The organism is Halovibrio sp. HP20-59, from assembly GCF_033052795.2.
In the GTDB taxonomy this organism is placed as follows: Bacteria; Pseudomonadota; Gammaproteobacteria; order Pseudomonadales; family Halomonadaceae; genus Vreelandella.
The window spans coordinates 26,942-44,761 of sequence record NZ_JAWJUW020000011.1 but is presented as its reverse complement, the minus strand read 5'-3'; the positions used below and the strand labels follow the sequence as shown (position 1 = coordinate 44,761).

Below are 17,820 nucleotides of genomic sequence, written 5' to 3'. Positions count from 1 at the left end.
GAGATAACCGATTTTAGTCAAAAAAGCCTCGTTTGGAACGAGGCTTTTTTGTGTCTTTTATTTCTTCTTTTGCCGCGGTGCTTCCGCCACTGCTCATTAGGCGACTTTGCCAAGCAGTAAGAACTCGATTAACGCCTTTTGGGCGTGTAGGCGATTGCCAGCTTCCTGCCAAACCACGGCGCGCGGGTCGTCGAGCAGCGTTAAGCTAATTTCTTCGCCGCGATGCGCTGGTAGGCAATGCAGGAAGAGTGCGTCATGGTTAGCCTGGTCGAGCATCGCTTCGGTGACTTGGAAGCCTGCAAAGTCGGCCTCACGTTTCGCCTGCTCTTCCTCTTGCCCCATAGAAGCCCAAACGTCGGTGGTGATCAGGTCAACCTGTTTGACTGCCTCCTGGGGGTCGTGCAGTAGCGTCACTCGATCGCCAGCAGCGGCCATGATGTCGGCGCGGGGCTCGTAGCCTTTTGGGCAGCAAATGCGCAAATGAAAATCGAATTGTCGAGCCGCATTGATCCAGGAGTGGCACATGTTGTTGCCATCACCAATCCAAACCGCAGTGCGTCCCTTTACGTTACCGCGCAGTTCAGTCCAGGTCATCACGTCGGCGAGTAGCTGGCAAGGGTGATAGTCATCGCTCAAGGCGTTAATCACCGGTACGCTGCTGGCGCTGGCGAAGGTTTCAAGCCCGGCGTGGGAAAAGGTGCGGATCATGACGGCATCGACCATTTCCGCGAGTACCCGAGCGGTGTCTTCAATGGGCTCACCACGGCCCAACTGCGTATCACGCGGAGAAAGAAACAGCGCATGACCGCCAAACTGTGCCATTCCCGTTTCAAATGAAACCCGCGTACGCGTGGATGATTTTTCAAAGATCATCGCCAATGTACGGTTAGGCAATGGTGTATAAACAGGGCCTTGGGCTTTTAAATTGGTTTTGATCGTAATGGCGCGTTGGATCAGATAATCCAGCTCATCCGGAGTCAAATCTAGCAAGGTCAGGAAATGGCGTGTCGCCATAAGGGCTTCTCTCCGCGCAAAAACCCTATCCTAGCGATGCCGCAGGGGATGCGCAACGCGAACGGCATGCGTAGAATATGTTCACACGTTAAAGCCGAGCGCTTCACTCAGGTACTCGTTTAGGTGCTGAGTGAGCATTGGTCATTTAAATGCGAGGAGATTGTATGAGCACCACAGCCGAAAACATTCAGCGTCAAATTAGTGAAAACACGATACTGATTTATATGAAGGGGTCGCCTCAGTTGCCCCAGTGCGGTTTTTCTGCCCAGACGGTGCAGGCTTTAATGAGCTGCGGCGAGCGCTTTGCGTTCGTTAACGTCCTGGATAACCCGGATATTCGTGCGGAACTGCCCAAGATTGCTAACTGGCCGACATTCCCACAGCTGTGGGTTGAAGGTGAACTCGTGGGTGGCTGTGACATCGTGGTTGAGATGCACCAAAACGGCGAGTTGGAAAAGCTAGTCAAAGAAGCCGCTCAGCGCGCAGGGGCCGAAGAAGGTGGTGATAACGCTTAAGCGTTATCCGACCCTTTGCTGTTAGCAGCAGGTTGGCGGGCTGCAGTGCAGCCGCTAGAATGACGCTTTGTCATGCATCGTGGCACTTGCCTTGCTGTCTCTGCAGCGTAAGGTAAGTCAGCCCGCCGAAGGATGTACTGCTTCATGAGTTATCAGGTTCTGGCCCGCAAGTGGCGGCCTCGCACATTCCACGAACTCGTGGGCCAGGCCCATGTTCAGCGTGCCTTGGTCAACGCGCTTGACCAGGGTCGCTTGCATCATGCCTACCTATTTACGGGTACGCGCGGCGTGGGTAAAACCACGCTCGCTCGTATCCTTGCCAAATGTTTAAACTGCACGGCCAACGGTCGCGGAGACGAGGGTATTACGTCTACCCCGTGTGGTCAGTGCGATAGCTGTCGAGCCATCGACGAGGGACGCTTTGTCGACTTAATTGAGGTGGATGCCGCCTCAAGAACCAAAGTGGAAGATACCCGCGAACTGCTCGATAACGTGCAGTATGCGCCTACCCAGGGGCGCTATAAGGTGTACCTGATTGATGAGGTGCACATGCTGTCTACCAGCAGCTTCAATGCGCTGCTGAAAACACTGGAAGAGCCGCCCCCGCACGTTAAGTTTCTGCTGGCGACCACCGATCCGCACAAGTTACCCCCGACGGTACTTTCTCGCTGCCTTCAGTTTACCCTCAAGCATATGCCACCAGAGCGCGTGGTTGAGCACCTTACGTATGTATTAGGTGAAGAGGGCGTTGCGTTTGACGAAAGCGCGCTATGGTTGCTCGGTAAAGCCGCCGAAGGTTCAATGCGCGATGCCATGAGCCTCACGGACCAAGCCATTGCCTTTGGCCAGGGAGTGATTCGCCATGCGGACGTTGCCGCGATGCTGGGCACCCTGGATCATCGCCATATCCTTGCGCTGGCCGACGCCTTGGCCGATGTCGATGTGCAGCGACTGTTGGCAGAAGTGGCGCAATTAGCCGAGCAGGGCCCTGACTTTGCAGCGGTGCTGGATGAGCTGTCGGGTCTGCTGCACCGGCTGGCGGTGGCGCAGATGGTGCCGGATGCAGTGGAAAATAGCCACGGTGACCGCGACGTTATCCTGCAGCTGGCGAGCCGCTTTACCGCCGAAGATATCCAGCTTTATTACCAAATTGGTATCCAGGGCCGCGGGGATATGGTGCACGCGCCGGACTTACGCAGTGCCTTGGAAATGACGCTGCTGCGTATGCTGGCGTTTCGCCCCCAGGGCGTGCCGAAACCGCCGCGTACACCTTTACCCCTGCGCAGTGAGCCATCCCAGGCAACCGCGGCTGAATCTGCACCGCCCGAGGCTGAACGACAGTCAGAAGCCCGGCCATCAGAAGCCCAGTCATCAGAATCACGGCAAGAACCGCAAGCTGAGCCATCGGCCCAGTTGTCAGCGCCCGACGCTGAACAGGAACCGCCGCACCCAGAACCGCCACCCTGGGCAGTTGGAACAGAAACTGAAATAGATGCGACATCGGCTGGCACGCATTCGCATACTCCCGAGCCCGAGCCCGAGCCCGAGCCCGAGCCCGAAGTTATACCTGAGCCAGAGCTTAGTACTGAGTCTGCGCCATTAACTGACGCTGTTCCTGAGCGAGAAGATGCTTTAGAACCACTGCCGCACGTTTCGCCTGCTGACATTTCAGATCACCCACCTGGCGCACTTGATAACGACCGGTGGTTGCAGTGTTTTGACTCGCTGGGTTTGGGCGGCTTAACGCGCAACTTAGCGGGCAACTGTTTGGTCGAGAGCGACGACGGTACGCTGCTGACGCTGCGCCTAGACCCCAGCCAAGCAGCCATGCAGGCAGAAGTGCACCAAACACGTATTGAGCGTGCACTCAAGGAACAGGGTATGCCGCGCCGGGTGGCCTTTTATGTAGCCGAATTGCCTAACCGCCAGGAAACGCCGCGTCAGCGTGAAGAGCGCCTGGGTCAAGAGCGCCATGCACAGGCGGTTGATCTACTCAATCATGACCCCAATGTACAAAAATTACAGCAGGCGTTTGGGGCAACGCTGATAGAATCAAGCGTCAAACCCGCTAATGAGCTACGTTAGCCACATACTTTTCTATACTCAGTTTGATGGATGTACTTTATTCAATCCCGTTGGAGATCAGACAATGCTTAAAGGTGGAATGGGCAACTTGATGCAACAAGCCCAAGAAATGCAGGAAAAAATGCAGCGCGCCCAAGAAGAGGTTGCTAAAACCGAGGTGCAGGGCGAAGCAGGGGCTGGCATGGTTAAAGTCACCATGAACGGTCGCCACGACGTCTCTAATGTCTCCATTGACCCCAGCGTGATGGAAGAGGACAAAGAGCTATTGGAAGATTTGCTAGCGGCTGCGGTTAACGATGCAGTACGCAAACTGGAAGTCAGCTCTAAAGAGAAAATGGAAGAAGCTACCGCCGGTTTGAATCTTCCTCCCGGCTTTAAGATGCCGTTTTAAACAATGCGGTTTTCTCCTCTCGTTGATCAGCTGATGGAGGCTTTCCGCGTGTTGCCAGGCGTTGGCCCTAAAACGGCTCAGCGAATGGCAATGCATTTACTGGAGCGCGAGCGCCCCGGTGGCCAGCGCTTGGCGGCGGTGATCCAACAGGCGATCGACGAAGTTGGCTATTGCCAGCGCTGTCGAACGCTCACGGAAGCCGATATTTGTGCGTTGTGTGAGAGCCCGCGCCGCGACGATACCCTTCTCTGCGTTGTTGAGTCGCCCGCTGATCAACTGGCTATTGAAGAAGCTGGTGGCTTTAAAGGGCGCTACTTTGTGCTTCACGGGCACCTTTCACCGTTGGATGGCGTTGGCCCCGAGTCGATTGGTTTAGACTTATTGGAAGCGCGTGTTGCAGAAGGGTTAATCGAAGAAGTAGTGTTGGCGACTAACCCTACCATTGAGGGCGAAGCCACCGCTCATTACATTGCCTCGCAGTTGGCTGAGTATGGCGTCACACTTTCACGGCTTGCCTATGGTGTGCCCATGGGGGGCGAGTTGGAGTATGTCGATGGCGGCACGCTAAGTCGCGCGTTTAATGGTCGTCTGCCTTTTGCCAGCGAGTAAGTTGACTTATTTGCTGGCTCCCTAACCGCAAGCGCCTTAGCGATTGTGTCAACTTGGAAAAATGCTTTTGTCCGCTCTTACTCCCTCATTTCAATGGCTTGATACTCCGGATGCGCTTGATGCAGCGTGCCAGCAAGTAGCCGATGCTGACGTTATTGCTCTGGATACCGAGTTTTTCCGAGAGAACACGTTTTTTCCCGTCCCGGCGCTGATTCAGTTTACTGCGGGTGAAAAGGCTTATCTGATTGACCCGGTGGCTATCTCATGCACGGATCAATTTCGTGCGCTGCTGCAAAATAGCGCTATTAAGCTACTCCACGCGTCCAGCGAAGACCTGGAAGTTTTTCAGCACTGGGCCGGGGTATTACCTGAACCGTTAATTGATACTCAAGTGGTGCAAGGGTTTTTAGGCGAAAACCCCAGTATGGGGTATCAGAAATTGGTCGAGTACTGGGTGGGCGAAACCCTGCCGAAAGAGGAAACCCGCTCCAACTGGCTAGTGCGTCCGCTGACCCAGGCGCAATGTGACTATGCCGCGTTGGACGTGATTTACCTATTAAAAGTGTGGACGCTTCAGGCTGAAAAGCTCGCCATAGTGGGGCGACGCGAGTGGGTTGACGCTGAGTGCGCAAGCTTAATTGAACAGACAGGCCGTAGCGTTGATAACGATCAGCAGTGGTATACCCGTCAGCGCCAGCTATGGCGGTTAACGCCTCGCCAAGTGGAAGCGTATCGCCTAATGACCACCTGGCGGGAAGGCGAAACACGCCGCCGTGATATGCCGCGTAATTGGCTGATTAGCGATAAGCTGCTGTTCGCGATCGCTGAAAAAATGCCCAGCAACCGCTTTGAGCTGGCTGAGGTAGAAGGCGTGAAGCCTGTGCTGATCAAAAAAGAGGGGGATACATTGCTGGCGATGGTCAAGCAAGCCAAACACTGCGATGAGCTGGCGCTGCCCATGCGCTGGCCCGACCCTATGCATCCATCTTTCAAATCACGTTTTAAAGCGCTCAAGAAAGTAGTGACTGCCAAGGCCGAGGATTTGGGGATGGCGCCAGAAATGCTAATGCGCCGCCGTGATATAGAAGCTCTGGTAATGCAGGATTTGGCCGGTGAGCCTTTTAGCTGGCCCAGTGGTTGGCGGGGAGACTGTTTAAATGCCGCGCTGGCCCAAGCCCTTGAGGAACGTCCATTATGAAAGACAAGCTGATCTGCGAGGTTTTCAAAAGCTCGCGTAAAGATGAGATGTATTTATACATCGATAAGCGCCAAGGTCTGAAGCAGGTTCCAGAACAGCTACTTGAAACCTTTGGCAAGCCCGTGCCGGTCTTTACCATGCTATTGACCGCTGATAAAAAGTTGTCTCGGGTTAAAGCAGTTGACGTGGTGGAAGGGATCAAAGAAAACGGTTTTTATTTGCAAATGCCACCGCCCAAAGAGGCCTATTTGCTCGATGTCCATCGCGAGCACGTTGCTACGCACTCTGGCGCACGCTTTGATAAACAGTAACGACAGCCGACTATGAACTTTCTGGCTCATGCTTGGCTGGCTCGCCGGGGTAGCGATGATTTTCTTTACGGCAATCTCATCGCCGATGGTGTCAAAGGGGGCGATTTAACTGATTGGTCCACTGCCACGGCATACGGTATTCGTCATCACCGCCGCGTAGATGCCTGGGTGGATAGCCATCCTAGGGTTATTGGGGCGCGGCGGCGTGCACCGACAGCACAGCGCCGTTATGCCGGTATCGCTTTAGATATGTTATGGGATCATTACCTGGCCCGCGATAAGGCCGACCAACGTGAACAGGAAGAGCTGGTGGAGCGTTGCTATCGCTTGTTGTCAGCCCGCTCAGCGCCCAACCGGTTAGCGGGCATGATGCCGCTGTTGGTTCAGCACGATTGGTTAAGAAACTACGCTGATTTTGAATTTACCTGTCGCGCCGTCGCGGGAATAGGCCGCCGACTCAGCGGGCCTAACCGGCTGGCCGAATTAGTGCCCTGGCTACGCAGTGATTATCAAGCGCTTGAAGAGGACTTTCAGTCCTTGTGGCCAGCGCTATTGATGACATTAAGTCAAACAGACTCACCGCAGTAAAGCGTATCGCCACGTGATGGTGAGGGAGGAAACGATGGAAACCACAATGCGCGAACGTTTTTGGGAGCGTTTTAGTCTCGAAGAACTAACGCCCCAGGAATGGGAGGCGCTCTGCGATGGCTGCGGGCAGTGCTGTTTATTAAAGCTGCACGACGAAGACACTCAGGAGTTAGCGGTGTTGAATGTCGCTTGCCGTCTACTAGACACTCACAGCTGTCAGTGCAGCGATTATCCCAACCGTTTTGACAGCGTGCCCGACTGCACACAGCTTACTCCGGCCCTGGTCAAAGAATTCACCTGGCTGCCGCAAAGCTGTGGCTATCGGCGTCTCGCTGAAGGCCGCAAACTGGCGGGCTGGCATCCGCTTTTGAGTAATGATGCCGAGCGCGTTCACCGTAAAGGGATTAGTGTCCGCGGCTTTGCAGTATCGCAAGATGAGGTGCCCGAGCAGCAGCTAGAGTCGCACATCATCGCTGTGCTGCCGATGTAATTCCAACCACGTCTGAAGCGCCGCAAAAGGCATGGGGCGCGCGAATAGATAACCTTGAAATACATCGCAGTTCAACGCAGCCAGCTGTTGCTGCTGCTGGGATGTCTCCACTCCTTCTGCCACAACCACCAGCTCAAGATGGTGGGCTAGAGCAATGATGCCTTGTACAACGGCGGCGTCTTTACTGTTGCTGGCAATACTGTTGATGAAGCTGCGATCGATTTTTACTTTATCAATAGGCAAGTGGCGCAAATAGCTTAAACTCGAAAAGCCGGTACCAAAATCGTCTATCGCAATGCTCACTCCTAATGCGCGTAGTGCATGCAGGGACGCTATCGCCGCATCAGTATCGTTCATTAAAATACCTTCGGTTAACTCAAGTTCAAGCGAGTGGGCACTTAGCCCAGTCGCTGCTAGCGTATCGCTGAGCGTGTTGAGAAAACTCGGCCGGTGAAACTGCACTGGAGAAAGGTTAACGGCCATGCGGCAGCGTGGTGAAAGCTGCGGCTCAAGCGCAAGGAAATCTCGCGCGGCGCGCTCTATAATCCACTGGCCTAGCGCAATAATTTGCCCCGTCTCTTCGGCAATGGGAATAAACAAGTCCGGGGGGATGAGGCCTTTTTCGGGGTGGTTCCAGCGCAATAGGGCTTCAAAACCATGAACGCTGCCGGCGCGTGTTAACAGCGGTTGGTAATGCAACTCAAACTGTTCGTTGAGAATCGCTTCGGGTAAATCATTTCTTAGCGTCACTCGCTGGGTAAGCTTTTGGTTAATATCCTGAGTGAAGGTTTGAAAAGTGTTGCGACCCTGCTGCTTGGCTTTATACATCGCCATATCGGCCTGCTGAATAAGCTCTGCCGGGTAAAGCAGATGCTTATCATTAAGGGCAATACCAATACTTGCCGATACATAGAGTTCATGGCGGCCAATGTAATAAGGCTGGGCAAGTCCTTCAAGCAGGCGTTTAGCGATATCTTCTGCTTGTTGGGCGCTATCCAGATCTGGCAATAGCAATACGAATTCGTCCCCACCCAGGCGGCATAGCGTATCGGAAGGCCTGATGGCTTGTTCAAGCCGACGGGCAACATGGATAAGGATCTGGTCGCCAATGCTATGGCCTAGCGTATCGTTAATCGGTTTAAATTCATCGAGATCGATAAATAAGACAGCTAAATGTTGCTGATGGCGCTTGGCGAGTTCAACGTCGTGGCGTAAGTGATCTTCAAATAGCGCGCGGTTGCCAAGGCTAGTCAGCGCATCGTGGGTAGCATGGAAGGCCAGTGCGTTTTCATGGTCTCGGCGCTCTGATATATCGTTAATGCTAACCACAAAATGCGTTACGCCACGGCCGGGGGCGCGTACTGGGGAGATAAATAGGCTATTCCAGAACGCTTGGCCGTTTTTGCGATAGTTGCGAACAGTTAAACCAATTTCCTGCTCCTGATCAAGCGCGTGCTGGATCGCATCAGCGTCCTTCGGGTCAGTGTCTTGGCCTTGTAAAAAGCGGCAGTTTAGCCCCTTTATTTCGTCAAGTTGATAGCCGGTGATGGCGACGAAGGCTGGATTAACATACAAAATCGGGTAATCGTCCTTGAGTGCTTCACAAATCAAAATACCATTGCTACTGGCTTCCAAGCTGCGCTGGTAAATACGCAGCTGTGACTCCTTTTGACGTAATGCCGTCATCTCTTTGGTCACTCCGTAAACCCCTACCACCTCGTCCATGACGACGGTGGGCAGAAATGAGACATCCAGCTGTCGCGTATTGCCTTGTTGGCTGATTACGTCCAAGTCGAATCGCTGAGCAACGCCCTGTAACGCGCGCTGGAAAGCCGCATTAACGGCAGGGTGGCTTTCAGCTGGAATGAAATCTCGCCAGTGACGGCCGACAATGTGTTTTTCGCTGCTCTCAAACAAGGTGGCGACGGACCTGTTCACGCTTAATAGACGGCCGTTGAGGTCCAGGGAAAACACCGCATCGGGGTTTTGCGTAAACAGCGAGCGAAATCGCTGTTCGCTGTCTTGTAGCGTTTCTTTGGCTTTGGAAAGCTCGCGAGTGCGCTGGGCTCGCGCAGCTATCAAGGCAAGACTGAAAACCAGCTGATAGGTCAGCAGTAGCCCAACAATACCCACGGCTGCGGCAATATAGTCAGCGAGCGTTGCAGGTTGATCGTAGCGCTGAGTGAGGCTCAGGTTGAGTATTGTTCCACCGGGTAATACAAGGGTGTGATCTGCAAGGATTGCCGCCGGCGGAGTGGGCGCCGCCGCGGGCAGTAAGCCGTTACCCTGGTCAATTAGGTAGCCGTTATTATGCGTGATATGCAGTGTAAAGGTGCCGTTGGCTGCGCTGATTCCATGGTCAATGAGCCGGGCCATGTCGATGGCAGATACCACTCGGTAGCCCTGGCCGGGGGGCTGAATGGAAAGTAGCGCTCGAGTGGGCTGCTCATAGTCGGGAAACGCCCACTGTAAGGTGTTCCGCTGCTGATTAAGCCACGTCAACGTGGATAAGGTATCGAGCTGATTCTCCAACCAGAATAAGGCATCGTCATGGCGAGCGCTGCGCCAGCGATTATTTGTTGGTGGCGTTGAGTAGGCGATGGCTAATATGCTTGGGTAATCTGTCCAATAGCGCTCTATTTCTCGGCGACGGGACGCGGCGTCAGCGAAAACGTTGTGCCATCGTTTGGCTAAACGCTCAAGCACAATGGCTCGCGATGTCAAGGTTTGTTCAATGTTGATCGCAATGCCTTCCAGGCTCAGATGGGCACTTTGCCGCGTTTCTTGATGCTGGTTCCAACTCACTAAAAACCAACCACACATACTCAAGCTAACGCCAATAATACCCGCCAACACGGCGGCATTGCTTAAAGAGGCTTTGAGGTGTGGGATCTGGAGGCTCACCATTAGCATGGCAATCCCAAAGAGGAAGCAAAGCAGTCCTGGGATCAGCTCGCTAGCACGTGGTAACCATATAGGCACTGGCCAATGATAGTAGGCGGCTAAGGTAATGCCGCCAATTGCCCACAAAAACAGGCCACCTAGCTGCCAAAGGCGACGTTGCCATCTTCCCTGCGGCCCTATCCAGAGGCAAAACCCTGCCATTATTAGGGTTGGAACGGCTTGGTTGGGCAGCCGGGCGTGGTTGTTGAGTAAAGAAGTTGCCTGAGATGAGTCATCCAGGTGGTTGTGTATTAGCGTGTAGCCAGCAAGCACGACGAGGGCAAGCGCTGTCGCTTGGCGGCAGCGTGTAAAGTTGGCCATCACTGCACTCAGCCCTAGCCCGCACAAGAGGATGGCCAGAGCGCTATCCGGCAGCAAAGTGAGCGGTTGCGGCTGGTGTATGTCAGGAAAATAGCCTAGCAAGAAGCCACCGGCACCAATCACGACAGTGGTTACCAGCAGCATCAGCAAGCCTGCTTGAAGGGCAAGCTCGCGATTGTTGACGTTCATCGACAATTGTTCACAAAGCCGCCGACAGGGTCATTAAAGCTAAGCATATCATGTGCCTACAGTTTTATTTTTGGTGTCGAACGGGCCCGTCAATGCCTTAACGGCGATAAAACGCCATGCACAGAGTTTGGTCGTATTGTAAGCCGAGCACTTCGTATTTATATTGCCCTAGCATCGTCAATACACACTACCTTACTTATAAACGTATGCGTTATTTTTCGTTTGTATAGGTTTTGTACGGTGTTTTGCCTGTCTGCATGCCCAACTTAACATATTATTAGTACTTAGCTGCTCTGTAGGGCGTTAGTACTAAAGCCCTACGAGGTATTTGATGTCTTCAGCATTGATCTCAAACCATACGGTGAATACGGACCGAGTGATGTGGTTACCTATTGGCTTGATCACAGCGCTTTGTTTTGCGGTTGGGGTGTTTACGCAAACCCTTGCGATTGTTCTTAGTTATGCGGTGCTTACCTTGCCACTAACCGCCTGGGTGCAACGGCGTTGGAGAGGCTATGCGCGCAACGGGTTTCTAAAAGCGGCGGTGTTGATGGGCTGGTCGGCCGTGTTAATCGAACAATCAGGTGGTTTGATCGAAGCGCACTTCAGTATTTTTATTCTGTTATCGGTACTGATTTTATACAGTGATTGGCGCGTTATAGCCTTCGGTGGGCTTGTCGTTGCGCTTCATCACCTGCTGTTTACCTGGCTGCAACACCTTGGGTATGTGGATTTGTATAGCGGTATGGTGGGTAGCGATCATAATGCCCAGCATGGCTTAGCTGAGTTAATTACCTGCTTATTCATGCATGCAGGTGCTGTGGTTGTGCAAGTCGCCATTTTGGGTTATCTAGCCAAAGTGCTCGCCCGGATGGTTGCCGAGAGCCAGCACGTTAGCCACTTTGCCCACCAAGCCAGCGACGGCAAGCTAGATATGGTCTTTTCCGCACAGCAGCATGGCTTACCCGGCGTTGCTGCGATTATTGCCATGCGCGACCAAGTGGCTTCAAGCCTTAGGAAGACGCAGCAAGCCGCGCAAAGTTCCCATGGTCTGAGCGAACAGCTGTTCGCGGCCCAGGACCTGCTAAGCGAACAAATTGCCCGTAATGTGAGCCAGACCGAGCGCATTTCCACCAGCGCTACCCAGCTTTCAGCGACAACCCGCGAAACAGTGCATGAATCTCAGCAAGTACGCCGTTTGGCCGCAACTGCAGAAACCGCCGTGCGCGATAACGGTGAGCAAATGCAAGCCATTCGAAGCCTGATGCGCACGCTTGAGCAACAGGCCAAACAAATTAGTAGCATGCTGGCAGAGATTGATCACATTACCTTCCAGACCAATTTATTGGCCCTTAACGCTTCAGTAGAAGCGGCCCGAGCTGGTGAGCAGGGGCGTGGTTTTGCAGTGGTTGCCAGTGAAGTCAGAAAGCTGGCCGGTAATACGCAAGACACGGCAGGGCGTATTCGCGATAACGTTACTTTGATTGAGAAGCAGGTAAAGGATGGCGTAGCACAAACCGACTTTGCTCAGGAGACAACCCAGCGGCTGATCGACTCGTTTGAGGAGGTGGCTGGACGTCTTACTGGGATGGACAACGCGCTACAGCAGCAAAACCAAGGCATTGAAGAGCTCGAAAGCAGCGTTAATGAAATGCACGACGCGTTAGAGGTATCTAACCGTTCCGTGACTGAAGCGCATCAAATGGCTGAGAACTTGTCGCAAACGGCGGATGTATTACTTGAGGCCGTTAGTGGTTTCAAATTACCGGCAGAGTCAGAGGCTGATGCTTCGCAACCGCAGTCGCTTGCCTTGAGCCGAGTATAGTCGACCACGATCGCATCACCAAGGAGGTGGTATGGCTGCCCATCCAACAGAGCCCGCTTCAGCGGGCTCTGTTTATTCTGGTGAGAGGCTTTATTCAGGGCTTAAACCCAGCGCCCAAAGAATAAACGCATCTTGGCGCGCGGTATCACGCCAGGCTTTAAAGCGACCGGACGCGCCACCATGGCCACTGCTCATGTCGGTACGCATTAGCACCGGCGCTGCTGCTTGCTGCTGTTGCGCTACCTGGGCATAAAACTTGGCGGGTTCCCAGTAGCTTACCCGAGTATCAAACCAGCTGCCCTCAATCCACAAAGCAGGGTATGCCTGCGCTTTAATATTATCGATGGGCGAATAATTACGGATTCGCTCGGCGACCTCCGGGGCTTCAGGATTGCCCCATTCGCTATACTCTGCAGTGGTTAGCGGAAGCTCGGGGTTTTGCATGGTGCGCAACACGTCTAAGAAAGGCACGTCTAGCAGCGCGGCACAGAATTTTTCCGGTGCCCGGTTGATACAGGTGCCTATGAGTAGCCCACCGGCGCTGGCGCCATATGCCGCTATTCGCTGAGCATCGCTAATCCCCTGTTCAACTAGAGCTTCCCGCGCTGCCAAGAAATCGTTAAAGCTGTTTTCTTTGTGGGTCATCTTGCCGTTTAAGTACCAAGGTTCCCCACGCTCGCCGCCGCCTCTGACATGCGCAACGGCAAACGCCGCTCCTCGCTCTAAAAGCTCCAAACGGGCGATAGAAAACCACGGGTCAAGCGCCTCGCCGTAGGCACCATAGCCATACAGCAGGGTGGGCAATGGCTGATCCGCTAGATCGGCGCGCCTAACGACCGAAATGGGCACTTGCTCGCCATCGTGACTTGTCGCCCAGAGGCGGCTGCTGGTCAGTTGCTCTGGCTGAAGGCTACCGTAAACAGGCACACGTTTTAGCAGCGTCCGCTCGCCGCTGTTTAGGTCGAGAGCAAACCAGCTGGGAGGCTGGGTAAACGACTCTTCGCGCAGACGCAGTACCTGACTGTCGAAGTGGGGGGCATCTTCGAGCATTTGCGAGCATGGCTGTTCGGGCAGCGCAAGGTGTTCATCAAGTGTGCAGCTGTGACGAGTATCAAAGACTAAGCGACGCAAATATACCTGTGCTTGGGCATGATCGCGCTCGGCAAGCATCAGACCCCAAGTGAAGGCGTCAACGCCCTCAAGCGTTACGTCTTGGCGATGTGCGATTAATGCTTTCCAGCTAGGCTGGGCGTGGCCCAGTTGCGCTTCGGGCAGGTAGTCGAGTTGAAAGTGAGCCCCTGTTTGGTTGTGCAAGCGATAAAAGCTGCCGGGGCGGTGGTCAATGCTGTACTCAACCCCCGCTTGGCGGGGCTGGATACAGCGTGGCGTCGTGGCAGGCGAGTGTGCTGGTAGCAGGTGAATTTCGCTGGTGTCCTTTGAGCCGCTTTCAAGCAGTAACCAGTCCCGCGAACGCGTTTTACCGATACCGAGCCAAAACTCTGAGTCCTCTTCGCGTAACACCAGTACCGGCTCTGTTGTAGCGTCAGGTTCGACTAACGAGAGGGATAGCCGCCATATACTGTCGGGTCGCTGGGTGGCATCAAAGCGAGTGAATAGCAGGGTAGCCGTGTTAACGGTTTGGTCCTCTGCCCAGCATAGGCCCGCGCCTATGTCACTCAGCAGCTGTATCGGCGTCCCGCTAGGCAGCGCTTTTAGCCACAAGTTAAAGCGCTCATCACCCTGGGTATCCTCGGTCCAGGCCAGCCACTGCTCATCAGGTGAAAGCGCCATGTCGCCCATGTCATAAAAATCGTGCTCGGCGGCGCGGGCGCAAACATCAAAGAAGCATTCACTTTGCTCAGGATGGCTGTTGGGGTGGCGCCACCAACGCGGATAATCGTCCTCGGCACCGGTTTCGTTCCAGAACGTGAAGTGGTCAAGCGTTGTCTTAAGGCTGTTTACGGCTAATTCGCGCCGCGCAAGGTGGCTTTGGTATAACGCTTCCTCTAACGGGGCAAGCGGAGCAAACCATGCCGCCTGCTGCTGGTTGGCAGCTTCTAAAAAGGCACTTACCTCTGGGTCGTCGCGCTCTTCTAGCCAGTGCCATTGGGGGTCATTCGCGCGATAATAGCGCGAAGCGGGTAAGCCTGAGTGCATGCCTGGCTGTGCTTTCATAAATTCATAGGTACCATAACGGGAAATCAACGTCGGGTGAGTTTACCCACAGAAGGGGTATTATGCTGTCTACAGATTCAATGTCATTGCTCTGGTTGAGTTATTACGGGCTGTCGCTATTGGTGATTGTCGCGGTCTATTTTGCGCTCACTTTCCTGCCTCGCTTGCCACGCCTAGTGCTAACCTGGTCTATCGCTGGGGCGATATGGGCGCCCGCTTCTTTCCGACTGCCGCTAATAGAAGAAGGTGAATTTTATACTGGTTGGGCACCTTCGGCGATGGTGTCGGCGGTAGGCTTCTTAGAAAATAATGGCGCGGCGCTGCGTGGCGGGCTGATGTGGCTGGTATTGGGTGTGGCGTTAGGCGCGCTTATCGGCATTGCTCTTTGGTGGTGGCGTCGTCCTAGTGAGTATGAAGTTGTTGACGATGAGCCAGAAAACAACAGTAACGTTGACGCTCAACGCCGCCGTGAACCGGTGATTGGATGATGGCGCATTGGATCACCTGCTTGAGATCTACGAATGTGTGAACTGCTGGGTATGAGCGCTAATGTGCCCACCGATATCTGTTTTAGCTTTTCGGGCTTTTTGCACCGCGGTGGGGGCACCGGCCCTCATCGCGATGGTTGGGGCATTGCCTTCTACGAAGAGGGCGGTTACCGCGATTTTCGCGACCCCCATCCTTCTGTCGATTCCCCCATTGCGCGGCTGATTTGCGATTACCCGATTAAGTCCCACGTGGTGATCAGCCATATTCGTCAAGCCAATGTGGGTGGCGTGAAGCTTGCCAATACGCACCCCTTTACGCGTGAAATGTGGGGGCGTCCCTGGTGCTATGCGCACAATGGTCAGCTAAGCGGTTGGGAAAGCCTACCGCTAGGAACCTATACCCCGGTGGGCAATACCGATAGTGAGCACGCCTACTGCTGGCTGATGGGTGAGCTGCGGCGTGCCTTTCCGACGCCGCCGGCAGATCCCACAATGCTTTGGGAGCGCTTGCACCAGCTGTGTGAGCAACTAAGGGCGCTGGGCGTGTTTAATATGCTGCTCTCGGATGGTGGCTATTTGTATACGTTCTGCACCACCAAGCTTGCGCATATTACCCGCTGCGCGCCCTTTGGCGATGCGGAGCTCTCCGACGCTGAGATGACGGTGAATTTTGCCGAACACACCACGCCTGACGACATCGTTTCAGTAATCGCCACCGAGCCGCTCACTCACAATGAAGCATGGCAGCGAATGGCGCCGGGCGAGCTATTGGTCTGGCGCGATGGAGAAATTCAAGCGCGTTACTGTCCATAAAGAAACAACCTACTCAGGTTTGAGTGGCTATGGGCTAAAGTTGAAACGCAAGTTTCAATCGTGCGTTTTACAGCTTGCCAAGTGTCGTATATCGTTGGCCTGTTAATTTAGGGTTTGCGCAGCCAGTGTCAGACATAGCCTCGCGACAACAACAAGTCGGTGATCACGCCGACACCCATAGCGGAGATTGCCCATGAGCGAACACGCCAACGCCGCCGTATTACGTGGCCCAGCGCTTGAAGGGTTGGATCAATACGATTCAGTCACGGATGTTTTTCATACCGCAGTAGAGCGGTTCAAAGATAAGCCTGCCTTTTCCTGTATGGGGAAAACGCTTAGTTTTGCCGAGCTTGACCGCCTGTCGGCGGATTTTGCTGCGTGGCTACAGCACGCAACGGACCTAGCACCCGGTGACCGTATTGCCATTCAACTGCCTAACGTACTGCAGTTCCTCGTCGCGGTATTTGGTGCGCTACGGGCAGGCCTGGTGGTGGTCAATACCAACCCGCTTTATACCGAGCGGGAAATGGCCAATCAGTTCAAAGACTCCAATGCCAAAGCCATTGTAATTTTGGCTAATATGGCGAGCAAGCTGGAGAAAGTGCTCGATAAAACAGATATCAAGCACGTTTTAGTCACCCAGTTGGCCGACTTGCACGATGTGCCCAAGCGCTGGTTAATCAATGCAGTGGTGAAGCACGTTAAGAAAATGGTGCCAGCCTATTCGCTGCCCAGTGCGGTTGGTTTTCGGGATGCGCTGAAAAAAGGCGCTTCGCTAAATCATACCGATGTGAAGCGACGTCCCGACGATTTAGCAGCGCTGCAGTACACCGGTGGCACCACTGGCAGGCCTAAGGGCGCAATGCTCACCCACCGGAATCTAGTGGCGAACATGCTGCAGGCCCGCGAGGCCATTGGCTCTCACCTGACCGATGGCGAAGAGCTGGTTATCGCTCCGTTACCGGTTTATCACATCTATACCTTTACCGTGAATTGCCTGTTCTTGATGGAGACCGGTAACCACTCCTTATTGATCACCAACCCACGCGACCTGGACGCTTTTGTGAAGGAGCTCAAGGGGCTGCCTTTCACTGCGTTTATCGGGCTCAATACGTTATTTAACGCGCTGTGTAATCGCGACGATTTTAAACAGCTGGATTTTTCCAAGCTAAAACTGACCATTTCAGGCGGTATGGCGCTTACCAAGGCGTCAGCGCAGCGTTGGGAAGAAACCACTGGCTGCCCCATTGCTGAAGGTTATGGCCTGACCGAGACATCGCCTATCGTAAGCTTCAACCCCAATGATGCGATTCAGTTGGGCACCATTGGTAAGCCCGTGGCAGGCACGGCGGTAAAAGTTGTCGACACGGATGGCAATGACGTGGCGCTGGGCGAGCCCGGCGAGCTATGCGTGCAAGGGCCGCAGGTGATGAAAGGTTATTGGCAGCGCGAAGACGAAACCCGCCACTCTATCGATGCGGATGGTTGGTTTTACACCGGCGATATTGCTGTCCTCCAAGAGGATGGCTACATCCGCATTGTCGACCGCAAAAAAGACATGATTCTGGTCTCGGGCTTCAATGTTTATCCTAATGAAGTTGAGGATGTGGTGGCTGCCCACCCGGATGTGCTTGAGTCGGCTGCTGTGGGTGTGCCCGATGAAAATGCCGGCGAGGCTATCAAACTGTTTGTGGTGAGCAAAAACGCCCAGCTAGATGAAAAGACCCTGCGCGACTGGTGCAAAAAAGAGCTCACTGGCTACAAGGTCCCCAAGAGCATTGAGTTTCGCGATGAGCTACCCAAAACTAATGTGGGTAAGGTGTTGCGCCGCCAGCTGCGTGATGAGGAACCCTCGGAAACGTAAC

15 protein-coding genes are annotated in these 17,820 nt (G+C 54.1%); 12 read left to right on the top strand and 3 right to left on the bottom strand.

Translation table 11 applies throughout. The features are described from left to right. Positions 1-96: 96 nt before the first annotated feature. Positions 97-1,014 (bottom strand): ornithine carbamoyltransferase, encoded by a 918-nt coding sequence (argF, locus tag RZA33_RS13080; protein ID WP_317508161.1) that lies wholly within the window; start codon positions 1,012-1,014, stop codon positions 97-99. A gap of 164 nt (positions 1,015-1,178) precedes the next feature. On the opposite strand from argF, the gene grxD reads away from it, so the two are divergent. The 8 genes from grxD (at position 1,179) to RZA33_RS13040 (ending at position 7,201) form a co-directional block, all read left to right on the top strand. Further along, a complete protein-coding gene (gene grxD / locus RZA33_RS13075) occupies positions 1,179-1,529 on the top strand; it encodes a Grx4 family monothiol glutaredoxin (protein WP_317508160.1) in 351 nt (116 codons plus the stop codon). Positions 1,530-1,673: 144 nt separating this feature from the next. Then, positions 1,674-3,614: a DNA polymerase III subunit gamma/tau gene (gene dnaX / locus RZA33_RS13070; protein ID WP_317508159.1), complete on the top strand. Its 1,941-nt coding sequence runs from the start codon at positions 1,674-1,676 to the stop codon at positions 3,612-3,614. Between the two features lie 64 nt (positions 3,615-3,678). Continuing rightward, positions 3,679-4,005 carry a YbaB/EbfC family nucleoid-associated protein gene (locus RZA33_RS13065; RefSeq protein WP_317508158.1) on the top strand — a complete coding sequence of 109 codons (327 nt, stop codon included), beginning with the start codon at positions 3,679-3,681 and terminating at the stop codon, positions 4,003-4,005. 3 nt (positions 4,006-4,008) lie between these two features. Continuing rightward, positions 4,009-4,614 (top strand): recombination mediator RecR, encoded by a 606-nt coding sequence (gene recR / locus RZA33_RS13060; RefSeq protein WP_317508157.1) that lies wholly within the window; start codon positions 4,009-4,011, stop codon positions 4,612-4,614. 61 nt (positions 4,615-4,675) lie between these two features. Then, positions 4,676-5,812 (top strand): ribonuclease D, encoded by a 1,137-nt coding sequence (rnd, locus tag RZA33_RS13055; protein WP_317508156.1) that lies wholly within the window; start codon positions 4,676-4,678, stop codon positions 5,810-5,812. Next, positions 5,809-6,123, top strand: a complete 315-nt coding sequence (locus RZA33_RS13050) for a YcgL domain-containing protein (RefSeq protein ID WP_317508155.1) — start codon at positions 5,809-5,811, stop codon at positions 6,121-6,123. The genes rnd and RZA33_RS13050 overlap by 4 nt, the downstream gene beginning before the upstream one ends. A gap of 12 nt (positions 6,124-6,135) precedes the next feature. After that, positions 6,136-6,711 carry an ACP phosphodiesterase gene (locus RZA33_RS13045; protein ID WP_317508154.1) on the top strand — a complete coding sequence of 192 codons (576 nt, stop codon included), beginning with the start codon at positions 6,136-6,138 and terminating at the stop codon, positions 6,709-6,711. A 34-nt stretch (positions 6,712-6,745) separates the two neighbouring features. After that, positions 6,746-7,201, top strand: coding sequence for a YcgN family cysteine cluster protein (locus tag RZA33_RS13040; protein ID WP_317508153.1), 456 nt, complete (start codon positions 6,746-6,748; stop codon positions 7,199-7,201). On the opposite strand, the gene RZA33_RS13035 is transcribed toward RZA33_RS13040, so the two are convergent. After that, a complete protein-coding gene (locus tag RZA33_RS13035) occupies positions 7,166-10,654 on the bottom strand; it encodes a putative bifunctional diguanylate cyclase/phosphodiesterase (RefSeq protein ID WP_317508152.1) in 3,489 nt (1,162 codons plus the stop codon). The two genes, RZA33_RS13040 and RZA33_RS13035, sit on opposite strands and share 36 nt — an antisense overlap. Before the next feature lie 379 nt (positions 10,655-11,033). Here RZA33_RS13035 and RZA33_RS13030 point away from each other — a divergent pair, with 379 nt between their 5' ends. Further along, positions 11,034-12,479 carry a methyl-accepting chemotaxis protein gene (locus tag RZA33_RS13030; protein ID WP_317508151.1) on the top strand — a complete coding sequence of 482 codons (1,446 nt, stop codon included), beginning with the start codon at positions 11,034-11,036 and terminating at the stop codon, positions 12,477-12,479. A gap of 90 nt (positions 12,480-12,569) precedes the next feature. Here the strand turns inward: RZA33_RS13030 and RZA33_RS13025 are convergent, their stop codons facing one another. Beyond that, positions 12,570-14,654, bottom strand: coding sequence for a S9 family peptidase (locus RZA33_RS13025; protein ID WP_317508150.1), 2,085 nt, complete (start codon positions 14,652-14,654; stop codon positions 12,570-12,572). Positions 14,655-14,716: 62 nt separating this feature from the next. On the opposite strand from RZA33_RS13025, the gene RZA33_RS13020 reads away from it, so the two are divergent. From RZA33_RS13020 to RZA33_RS13010, 3 genes are all read left to right on the top strand, one after another. After that, positions 14,717-15,142 (top strand): hypothetical protein, encoded by a 426-nt coding sequence (locus tag RZA33_RS13020; RefSeq protein ID WP_317508149.1) that lies wholly within the window; start codon positions 14,717-14,719, stop codon positions 15,140-15,142. 33 nt (positions 15,143-15,175) lie between these two features. Continuing rightward, positions 15,176-15,955, top strand: a complete 780-nt coding sequence (locus tag RZA33_RS13015; RefSeq protein ID WP_317508148.1) for a class II glutamine amidotransferase — start codon at positions 15,176-15,178, stop codon at positions 15,953-15,955. Between the two features lie 193 nt (positions 15,956-16,148). Then, the gene (locus RZA33_RS13010; RefSeq protein ID WP_317508147.1) at positions 16,149-17,819 is read left to right on the top strand and encodes an AMP-binding protein; all 1,671 of its coding nucleotides are present in this window, start codon (positions 16,149-16,151) and stop codon (positions 17,817-17,819) included. Position 17,820: the final 1 nt, after the last annotated feature.

Excerpts from the sequence above, each read along its gene's own strand:
- grxD (WP_317508160.1), top strand. The coding sequence starts at position 1,179 with ATGAGCACCACAGCCGAAAACATTCAGCGTCAAATTAGTGAAAACACG.
- RZA33_RS13015 (WP_317508148.1), top strand. The coding sequence starts at position 15,176 with ATGTGTGAACTGCTGGGTATGAGCGCTAATGTGCCCACCGATATCTGT.
- RZA33_RS13020 (WP_317508149.1), top strand. The coding sequence starts at position 14,717 with ATGCTGTCTACAGATTCAATGTCATTGCTCTGGTTGAGTTATTACGGG.
- RZA33_RS13050 (WP_317508155.1), top strand. The coding sequence starts at position 5,809 with ATGAAAGACAAGCTGATCTGCGAGGTTTTCAAAAGCTCGCGTAAAGAT.
- RZA33_RS13040 (WP_317508153.1), top strand. The coding sequence starts at position 6,746 with ATGGAAACCACAATGCGCGAACGTTTTTGGGAGCGTTTTAGTCTCGAA.
- dnaX (WP_317508159.1), top strand. The coding sequence starts at position 1,674 with ATGAGTTATCAGGTTCTGGCCCGCAAGTGGCGGCCTCGCACATTCCAC.
- RZA33_RS13025 (WP_317508150.1), bottom strand. The coding sequence starts at position 14,654 with ATGAAAGCACAGCCAGGCATGCACTCAGGCTTACCCGCTTCGCGCTAT.
- recR (WP_317508157.1), top strand. The coding sequence starts at position 4,009 with ATGCGGTTTTCTCCTCTCGTTGATCAGCTGATGGAGGCTTTCCGCGTG.
- argF (WP_317508161.1), bottom strand. The coding sequence starts at position 1,014 with ATGGCGACACGCCATTTCCTGACCTTGCTAGATTTGACTCCGGATGAG.
- RZA33_RS13035 (WP_317508152.1), bottom strand. The coding sequence starts at position 10,654 with ATGAACGTCAACAATCGCGAGCTTGCCCTTCAAGCAGGCTTGCTGATG.
- RZA33_RS13010 (WP_317508147.1), top strand. The coding sequence starts at position 16,149 with ATGAGCGAACACGCCAACGCCGCCGTATTACGTGGCCCAGCGCTTGAA.
- RZA33_RS13030 (WP_317508151.1), top strand. The coding sequence starts at position 11,034 with ATGTGGTTACCTATTGGCTTGATCACAGCGCTTTGTTTTGCGGTTGGG.
- RZA33_RS13045 (WP_317508154.1), top strand. The coding sequence starts at position 6,136 with ATGAACTTTCTGGCTCATGCTTGGCTGGCTCGCCGGGGTAGCGATGAT.
- RZA33_RS13065 (WP_317508158.1), top strand. The coding sequence starts at position 3,679 with ATGCTTAAAGGTGGAATGGGCAACTTGATGCAACAAGCCCAAGAAATG.
- rnd (WP_317508156.1), top strand. The coding sequence starts at position 4,676 with ATGCTTTTGTCCGCTCTTACTCCCTCATTTCAATGGCTTGATACTCCG.